The 8,735-nt window shown below is 70.8% G+C and carries 7 protein-coding genes; 1 reads left to right on the top strand and 6 read right to left on the bottom strand.

All coding sequences use genetic code 11. The annotated features are described in order from the left end of the window. Positions 1–31 precede the first annotated feature (31 nt). The 6 genes from BLW14_RS29290 to BLW14_RS29265 all read right to left on the bottom strand — a co-directional run bounded on the left by BLW14_RS29290 (position 32) and on the right by BLW14_RS29265 (position 7,484). Positions 32–1,837 carry an ABC transporter ATP-binding protein gene (locus BLW14_RS29290; protein ID WP_093710127.1) on the bottom strand — a complete coding sequence of 602 codons (1,806 nt, stop codon included), beginning with the start codon at positions 1,835–1,837 and terminating at the stop codon, positions 32–34. Positions 1,838–1,880: 43 nt separating this feature from the next. Next, positions 1,881–2,939, bottom strand: coding sequence for an iron-siderophore ABC transporter substrate-binding protein (locus BLW14_RS29285; protein WP_093710126.1), 1,059 nt, complete (start codon positions 2,937–2,939; stop codon positions 1,881–1,883). Positions 2,940–3,050: 111 nt separating this feature from the next. Further along, positions 3,051–3,893: an ABC transporter ATP-binding protein gene (locus BLW14_RS29280; RefSeq protein ID WP_093710125.1), complete on the bottom strand. Its 843-nt coding sequence runs from the start codon at positions 3,891–3,893 to the stop codon at positions 3,051–3,053. A gap of 38 nt (positions 3,894–3,931) precedes the next feature. Beyond that, positions 3,932–4,993: a FecCD family ABC transporter permease gene (locus BLW14_RS29275; protein WP_093710124.1), complete on the bottom strand. Its 1,062-nt coding sequence runs from the start codon at positions 4,991–4,993 to the stop codon at positions 3,932–3,934. Further along, the gene (locus tag BLW14_RS29270; RefSeq protein ID WP_093710882.1) at positions 4,990–6,048 is read right to left on the bottom strand and encodes a FecCD family ABC transporter permease; all 1,059 of its coding nucleotides are present in this window, start codon (positions 6,046–6,048) and stop codon (positions 4,990–4,992) included. The genes BLW14_RS29275 and BLW14_RS29270 overlap by 4 nt, the downstream gene beginning before the upstream one ends. Before the next feature lie 89 nt (positions 6,049–6,137). Further along, on the bottom strand, positions 6,138–7,484 hold the full coding sequence (locus BLW14_RS29265; protein WP_093710123.1) for a lysine N(6)-hydroxylase/L-ornithine N(5)-oxygenase family protein: 1,347 nt from the start codon (positions 7,482–7,484) through the stop codon (positions 6,138–6,140). Positions 7,485–7,730: 246 nt separating this feature from the next. On the opposite strand from BLW14_RS29265, the gene BLW14_RS29260 reads away from it, so the two are divergent. Continuing rightward, a complete protein-coding gene (locus BLW14_RS29260; RefSeq protein WP_093710122.1) occupies positions 7,731–8,678 on the top strand; it encodes a methionyl-tRNA formyltransferase in 948 nt (315 codons plus the stop codon). Positions 8,679–8,735: the final 57 nt, after the last annotated feature.

Below are 8,735 nucleotides of genomic sequence, written 5' to 3'. Positions count from 1 at the left end.
CTTCTCTCCGGGATATTTAGCTGAGCCTAACCTAACTATGCGCGGCCTGACTTCCTTCTCGCCATGCTCGCCACAGACGGGCGTACCGGCCGCCCAGAGCGACCAACTCCTGGTGGGATCCCTGCTCCACCACGCGCCCCGCGTCCAGGACGGCGATCCGGTCCGCCGCCATCGCCTGGGTCAGCCGGTGCGCGACGAACAGCGTGGTGCGTCCCGCGCAGGCCGCCAGCACGGCGCGCTCCAGCTCCGCGGCGCCCTCGCTGCCCGCCTCGGCGGTGGACTCGTCGAGGACCACGACAGGTGAACGGGCGAGCACCAGACGGGCCAGGGCGACCTGGGCCACCTTGGTGACGTCCAGCCGCTCACCGCCCTCGCCGACCGCGGTGTGCAGCCCCTCGGGGAGCGCCTCGACCCAGCCCTCGGCCCCCACCGTGCGCAGGGCGTCCAGCAGCCGGCCGTCGCTCGCGGCCGGGGAGGCCAGTCTCAGGTCGTCGGCGAGCGGACCGGAGAACACATGGGTCTCCTGGGTCAGGATGCTCACCAGGGCCCGCGCGCCCGCCTCGTCCACGTGCGCCAGGTCGGTCGTCCCGATGCGCACCGAGCCCGACTCCGGGGTCCCGATGCCGGCTATCAGCGCGGCCAGAGTCGACTTGCCGGCGCCGGTGGCCCCGACCAGGGCGAGGGAGCCGCCGGCCGGGATGGTCAGGCTCACGTCGCGCAGGACCGGCTCCTCGGAGCCGGGGTAGCGATACGTCAGCCCCTCCACCGTCACCTGGTACGGCACGTTCTGAGCGGGCGCCACGTCCGGGTCGCCCACCAGCCGGTCCTCGGCGCCCTCCCCCAGGACCCCGACCAGGCGGGTCAGGCCGGCGCCCGACTTCTGCGCCTCGTCGAACGTGAACATGATCGCGCCCAGCGGGGTGAACAGCCGGTGGAACATCAGCGGGGCCGCCGCGACCTCGCCGAGGGTGGCCGCGTCGCCCTCCAGCAGGGCGTACCCCACCAGGAGGATGAGGACGAGCCCGATGAACTCGGCGCGGTTCTCCCGGCCGACGAACCGGCCGAAGAACCGGAACACCTCGACGCCCAGCTCGCGTACCCTCCAGGACTCGGTGGTGACCTTCTCGCGGAACGCGCCCTCCAGGCGGTACGCCCGGACCGTGTCGATCCCGTCGAGGCCGCTGATCAGCGCCTGGGCGCGGTCGGCCTGGGCCGTGCGCTGCTTGCGGTAGAGGGGGGCGGAGCGCGGCAGGTACCAGCTCAGGGCCAGCGCGTACGCCGGCAGCGCGCCGGCGCCCGCGAGCCCGAGCCGCCAGTCCAGGCCGAACATGCCGACGGTTGCGATGGCGACGAGCACGCCCGCCGAGAAGACGGTGGGGATCGCGCTCCTGATGCCCCGGGAGAGCACGGCGACGTCGTCGCCGACCCGGGAGAGCACATCGCCGCGGCCGACCTGCTCCAGCCGGGCGCTCGGCATGCCCAGCACTGCCCGGACGGCGCCTTCCCGCAGGGTGGCGAGCAGGTCGGCGCCGAGCCGGCCGATGAGATACGTCGATGCCGCGGTGGCCGCCGCGCCGAGCAGCGTGGCGGCCACCATGAGGGCCCCGACCCGGACCAGCACCGTGCGCGACTCGCCGTCCACGACCCCGTCGACCACCTGGCCGAGCAGCAGTACCGGGAGTACCTGGAGCGCTGCCCCGGCCACGGTCGTGAGGAGGGTCGCGGCGGTCAGCCACGGCACCGCGCGGCAGTGGGCGACGAGCCAGCGGGTCGCCTCCCCGCCCGACGCCGTACGCAGGGCCGACGGGGAGGCGGCGCGGATGCCGGCGGCGCTCACTCGGACGCCGGGCCGTGCCGGAGGAGGGCGGGGGCGGCGTCGGTCACTTGGCGGACGCCGCCTTCACCAGCTCGTCGACCGCGTACGGCATGGACAGCAGCGTGCCCTGCGAGATGGCGGCACCGACCGCCGGACCCTCGCTGTCGAGGAGGTAGGTCACGCGGCCCTCCTTGAACACCTTGAGGTTGCTGAAGAGCTCGGACTTCTTCAGGGCTTCCGTGTCGGCCTTGTCGTTGATGACGAAGACGCGGTCGACGTCGACGAGGTCCATGCGTTCCGGGGACAGCTTGGTGTAGAACTTGCCGCCGGCGACCTTGTCGACCGCCGTATCGCCCTTGTAGCCGATGCCCGTCAGCAGGCGTCCGCGCACGTCGGTGGTGGTGAACGGTGCCACCGAGCCGTCGTACCAGGACAGGGCGACGGCGGTCTGCTCCGCGAACTCGGGGTGCGCCTTCTTGGCGGCGTCCAGCTTCTCCTGGATGCCGTCCACCATCTCCTTGCCCTCCTTCTCCTTGCCGAGAGCCTTGGCGATGTGCAGCGCGTTGTCCTGCCACGGAGCGCTGAAGGGCTCCTTCTCGCCCTTGGTGCGGGCCACCGTGGGGGCGATCTTCGACAGCTTGTCGTACGCGGCCTGGTCGATCTCGGAGTAGACGGCGACGATCAGGTCCGGCCGGAGGCTCGCGATCTTCTCGTAGTTGGGGCCCGCGTCACCGTTCTTCATGATGACCTCGGGGCGGGCGTCCCCCCACTTGTCCTTGGTCCAGGGCCACTGGGTGTTGATGTCGGGGGTCTTGCCCTCGGGGTTCGGGTACTGGTCGACCATGCCGACGGGCTTGATGCCGAACGCCAGGACGTCCTGGTCGTCCGTGTAGCCGACGGAGACCACGCGCTGCGGGGCCTTGGTGATCTTCGTGGACCCGAATGCGTGCTCCACGGTGACAGGGAAGGCGCCGTCCGCCGAGGCGGCGGGGGCCTTGCCGGCCGCCTTGTCCTCGGAGTCGGAGCCGCAGCCCGCGAGGAGGCCGACGCCGAGGGCTGCCGCGGCCATGACCGCCGCGAGCCGCCGCCGTGACCTGGTGGGCGTCGTTCTGTCGAGGAGCATCCGAATCCCTTGCTTTCACGCTGTTCGCTGAGGCCCTGGAAGGGCAGGCAAACCTTACCCCGCCCGGTGAGGGCAGCCTACCCTTACTTCTGAACTTCGCTGATCCTGAAACTAATTGAGGCGTACGTGGGTCCGGCCGATGGGCACGATGAGCGGCCGGTCGCCCACCGGGTCCTCGATCACCTCGGCCCGGAGCCCGAACGCCTCGTCGAGCAGCTCGGCGGTGATCACGTCGCGCGGGTGGCCCTGCGCCAGGATCGCGCCCTCCCGCATCACCACGAGGTTGTCGCTGTAACGCGTGGCGAGGTTGAGGTCGTGAAGCACCATCACCACCGTGCATCCCGACTCGTGCAGGTCGTCCACCAGGTCGAGCACGTCGATGGCGTGGGCCAGGTCCAGATAGGTCGTGGGTTCGTCCAGCAGCAGGAGATCGGTTCCCTGAGCCAGGGTCATCGATATCCACACCCGCTGCCGCTGCCCGCCGGAGAGCGAGTCGACGGGCCGGTCCGCGAGGTCGGACACCCCGGTCATCGCGAGGGCCCGCCGTACGACGTCGGCGTCGTCCGACGACCACTGCCGCAGCCAGCTCTGGTGCGGGTGGCGCCCCCGGGCGACCAGGTCGGAGACCGTCAGCCCCTCCGGCGCGACCGGCGACTGGGGCAGCAGGCCGAGCTTCTTGGCCACGTCCCTGGTCCTGAGCCGGGCGATGTCCTCGCCGTCCAGCACGACGGCGCCGCCCGCCGGCTTCAGCAGCCGGGTCAGGGTGCGCAACAGTGTCGACTTGCCGCAGCCGTTGGGGCCGATGATGGTGGTGACCACCCCCGACGGGATCTCGACGTCGAGCTCCTCGATCACGTTCCGGCCGCCGTACCCGACGGTGATGCCCCTGGCCGCCAGCCGGGGGGCGTCGCCGCCCGGCGCCTCGGTCTGGGTGATGGTGCGTTGCGCGGCCACTGGCCCCCCTCTGCTCGGTCGGTCCGACTCGTCTGTCATCACCTGAGGTTCGCCCGGACCAGGAGATACACCAGGAAGGGCCCGCCCATCCCGGCGGTGACCACACCGACCGGCAGACCGACGGGCAGTGCCGTACGGGCGATCAGATCGGATCCGGTCAGCAGCAGCGCGCCGACCAGGCCGGAGGCCGCCATCGGCGGCGTGGGGTGCCGGGCCAGACGCATCGCCACCTGCGGGGCCACGAGCGCCACGAAGGGCACCGGGCCCGCCGCGCTCACCGCCGCCGCGGCCAGCAGGACAGCGCACAGCAGCATGGCGGCCCGCACCCGGGTGAACCGGACGCCGAGCCCGGCCGCGACGTCGTCGCCGAGGTGCAGCGGCTTGAACTGGAAGGCCAGGCAGGTCACCGCGGCCAGCAGGACCACGGTGCACCAGAGCGCCACCCGGACGTCCTCCCAGGACCGGTTGTCCAGGGAACCGACCAGCCACGCCTGGGCCCGCGCCACGTCCCGGATGTCGGCCGACGTCAGAAGCCACGTCGTGATCGCCTCCATCGCGGCGCTGACCGAGATGCCGATGAGGATGAGCCGGAAGCCGTCGATGCCGCGCCGCCAGGCCAGGAAGTAGACCAGCAGCCCCGTCAGGAGACCGCCGAGGAGCGCCGCCGCCGACAGCCCGATGGAGTGCGTGACCGCCGCCGCGGTGCCGCCTGAGACCGTCACCAGGAACACGGCGACCGCGCTCGCGCCCCCGGTGATGCCCAGGATATCCGGGCTGGCGAGCGGGTTGCGGGCGACGGACTGGGTGATCGCGCCGGACACCCCGAGCGCGACGCCGACGACGACGCCGGCCAGGGCGCGCGGCATCCGCAGGTCCATGATGACGAACTCGTCGACCTGCTCGCCGCGTCCGAGGATCGTCGCGATCACCCGGGACAGGCCGATGGGGAAGTCCCCGACGCCGATGGACAGGCAGAAGACCAGGAAGGCCGCCGCCGCCAGCACCAGGGTGACCAGGGCGAGCCAGGGCCGCCAGACGAACGAGACCCGGCCCAGGCGGAGGCCCGCGGCCATCGGGTGCTTCATTTCCGTGGCGTTCATGCGCTCCTGAACTTTCCGCGCCAGACCAGCGCCGCGAAGAACGGGGCACCGACCAGGGAGACGACGACACCCGCGTCGAGTTCGCCCGGCCGTACCACCAGGCGCCCGACGACGTCGCACACCAGCAGGACGACCGCGCCGAGCAGACCCGCGTGCGGCACGAGCCAGCGGTAGTCGGGCCCGGTCAGGTACCGGGCCACGTGGGCGACCATGAGCCCGAGGAACGCGATGGGGCCGCAGGCCGCGGTGGCCGCGCCCGCCAGCAGGGTGATGGAGACGATGCCGAGGGTGCGGCTCAGCGCGATGTTCACACCGAGCCCGCGCGCCACGTCGTCGCCGAGGTTGAGCAGGTTGAGGGAGGGCAGCATGGCCAGGGCCGGCACCAGACCGGCCACCACGAACGCGGTGACGGGCCAGATCACGTCGAAGCCCTGCCCGGTCAGCGAGCCGGAGTTCCAGAACCGCAGCACGTTCAGGGAGTCCCTGTCGGACAGTGCCACGGCCGTGGTCATCGCCGCGAGGAAGACGGTGACGCCCTGTCCGGCGAGGGCGAGGGTCAGCGGGTTGCCCGCGCCCCGGCCGATGCTGGACAGGCCGAACACCACGACACCGGCGACCGCCGCCCCGAAGAAGCCGAACCAGATGTAGTGGACCGGGTCCGTGAGCCCGAACACGGCGATCACCGACACCACGGCGAACGAGGCGCCGGCGTTGACGCCGACGAGGCCGGTGTCCGCGATCGGGTTGCGTGTGTAGCCCTGGATCAGCGCGCCGCCGACCCCGAGCGCGATGCCCGCCACAATTCCGAGCACCGTGCGGGGCACGCGCACGGTCTGCACGATGAGCCGGATGTCGGAGAGCCGCTGGTCGGACTCCGGCCCCGCGAACAGGCCGTGCCACACCTCCCCCGGGCTCAGCGAACGGGCCCCGACCATGAGCGACAGCGCGCCCACGACCAGGACCGTCACCGCGAGGGCGGCCAGTCCGGTGACCCGCCTGCGACGGGTCGCCGTCACGCCCCCGGGTATGGGGCGCTCCACTGCAGTTGTGCTCATGTCCGCGTACGTCATCTCTCTGGTCCGCCGGGACCGGAAGGAGGCCGGGTACGGATCCCTCGCAGGGCCCGTGCCGGTGGCCGGCCTGTCTAGCGGGTGCCGCCGTCGGCGACCGGACGGGCCTCGTCCGGCGCGGACTTGACGCCCCGGTCCAGCAGCGAGTCCAGGATCTCGCCGACCCTGATCGCCGTGTTGGACAGCAGCGCCGAGGTGATGCCGTGGGTGTGCTCGGTGCCGCCCTGGAGGTAGATCCCGCAGTTCAGCCCGGTGCCGGTGGCGATGCGGTAGTCCCGCTCGACGCGGATCCGGCCCGCCTCGTCGCGGAGGCAGTGCGCGCCGACCTCGCCCAGCAGTCCGAGGGGGTCGGCCGGGCTGTAGCCGGTGGCGAACACCACGACGTCGGCGTCAAGTCGGGTCTCCTCGCCGGTGACGAGGGACTTCACGGTGGCGTGGGCCCTGTCCGGGGTCTCCTCGACCGCGGTGAGCCGCGACACGTTGAGGAAGCGCAGTCGCTCGGTGCCGAGCACCTTCTCCTGGTACATCTGCCGGTACAGGTCGTCGATCAGGTCGATGTCGACGACGGAGTAGTTGGTGTTGCCGTGGTAGTCCATCAGCCGGCGCTTGACGTTCTCGGGCGCCGCGTAGAACTCGTCGACCGCGTCCGGGTCGAAGATCTTGTTGGCGAAGCTGCTGTCGTCGGCCGGGCTGTAGCCGTAGCGGGAGAACACCGCGCATATCTCGGCGCCGGGGAAGCGGCGGTGCAGGTACGCGACGTTCTCGGCGGCGCTCTGGCCGGCGCCCACGACGACGAAGCGGGAGGGCGAGGTGCCGTCCAGCTCCTCGACCCGGGTGAGGAGTTCGGAGTTGTGCCAGACGCGGTCGCCGCGCTCGACGCCCTCCGGCACGAGGGGGCGCAGCCCGGTGCCGATGACGAGGTTGCGGGCGCGGTGGACGGTGAGCCCCTCCCCCGACCTGACCGTGACGTCCAGGAACTCGACGACGCCGTCCTCGACGACCTGGGTGACGCCGACGACCTCGTGGTCGTACGAGACCATGTCGTCGACCTGGGAGGCGGCCCACTCGAAGTAGTCGTGGAACTCGACCCGGAGCGGGAAGAGGTTCTTGTGGTTGATGAAGTCGATCAGCCGCCCCTTGCTCTTCAGGTAGCAGAGGAAGCTGAACTCACTGGCCGGATTGCGCAGTGTCACCAGGTCCTTGAGGAACGAGACCTGCATGGTGGCGTCGTCGATGAGCATGCCCCGGTGCCAGCCGAAGGCCGGTTGCTGCTCGAAGAACTGGGCGGTCACCGCTTCCCGCGTCCCGGAGCGCGCGTTGTGCTCGCTGATCGCGATCGCCATGGCCACATTGGAGGGGCCGAAGCCGATGCCAATGAGGTCGTGGACCGGTGCTGCGTCGCCAGGACGAGCCTGTGACATGTCACTCCCATCGTGCGGGGAAGCCGCCTGTCGGATGTGGGGAACGGCGTGGAACGGGCACGCCGAAACAGCGGCCCATTGAACTTAGGTGAGCCTAAGCTAATCCGTCAACGCCTGTCGACAGGCGCGATCCGGACACGCCCGGATCGCGTCCGGGTCAACTGAGGCACTCGGCAAGTCCGTTGCAAGATAAGGTAAGCCTTGCTTTACTTACCTGTCTTTGTTGCTACGTCGAGGAGGAACCCCATGCGGGTCGTCATGTTCGGTTACCAGACCTGGGGGCACCGCACCCTGCAAGCCCTCCTGGACTCCGAGCACGACGTGGTACTGGTCGTCACCCATCCCAGAAGCGAGCACGCGTACGAGAAGATCTGGAGCGACTCCGTGGCCGATCTCGCCGAGGAGCACGGCGTCCCGGTCCTGATCCGCAACCGCCCGGACGACGACGAGCTGTACGAAGCCCTGAAGGCCGCCGGGCCCGACGTCATCGTGGCCAACAACTGGCGTACGTGGATCCCGCCGCGCATCTTCGCGCTCCCCACCCGGGGCACCCTCAACGTCCACGACTCGCTGCTGCCGAAGTACGCGGGCTTCTCGCCGCTGATCTGGGCGCTCATCAACGGCGAGAGCGAGGTCGGCGTCACCGCGCACATGATGAACGACGAGCTCGACGCCGGCGACATCGTCCGGCAGGAGTCGGTCCCGGTCGGCCCGAAGGACACCGCCACCGACCTCTTCCACAAGACCGTCGACCTCATCGCGCCCGTCACGACCAAGGCGCTGGCCGCGATAGCGGACGGGCAGACGGAGTTCACCCCGCAGGACCGCTCGCAGGCCACTTTCTTCCACAAGCGTGCCGAGGAGGACATCCGGATCGACTGGAGCTGGCCGGCCGAGGACCTGGAGCGCCTGGTCCGCGCCCAGTCCGCCCCGTACCCCAGCGCCTTCACCTTCCACCGCGGCAAGCGGATCGAAATCGTGGCAAGTGTGGTGTCCGAGGGCCGTTATGGCGGCACGCCCGGCCGGATCTTCTACCGCGAGGGCGAGGGCGTGGTGATCGTCGCCGGTGCCGACGCCCGCACCGGCCGCAACCGCGGCCTGGCCGTCACCCGGGTCCGTACCGAGGACGGCCGCGAGCTGCCCGCGACGGAGTACTTCACCTCCATGGGCGGGTACCTCACCAGCCGCCCATGATCCCGGCTCCGACATGGGTGTGCCCCCGGTCCTCGGCCGGGGGCACACCCATGTACC

The sequence above is a fragment of the Streptomyces sp. 2131.1 genome, assembly GCF_900105515.1.
Taxonomy (GTDB): Bacteria; Actinomycetota; Actinomycetes; order Streptomycetales; family Streptomycetaceae; genus Streptomyces; species Streptomyces drozdowiczii.
This window is presented reverse-complemented; position numbering and strand designations above follow the sequence as displayed.

Coding starts and splice junctions, on each gene's coding strand:
- BLW14_RS29285 (WP_093710126.1), bottom strand. CDS start 2,939: ATGCTCCTCGACAGAACGACGCCCACCAGGTCACGGCGGCGGCTCGCG.
- BLW14_RS29270 (WP_093710882.1), bottom strand. CDS start 6,048: ATGAGCACAACTGCAGTGGAGCGCCCCATACCCGGGGGCGTGACGGCG.
- BLW14_RS29265 (WP_093710123.1), bottom strand. CDS start 7,484: ATGTCACAGGCTCGTCCTGGCGACGCAGCACCGGTCCACGACCTCATT.
- BLW14_RS29275 (WP_093710124.1), bottom strand. CDS start 4,993: ATGAACGCCACGGAAATGAAGCACCCGATGGCCGCGGGCCTCCGCCTG.
- BLW14_RS29260 (WP_093710122.1), top strand. CDS start 7,731: ATGCGGGTCGTCATGTTCGGTTACCAGACCTGGGGGCACCGCACCCTG.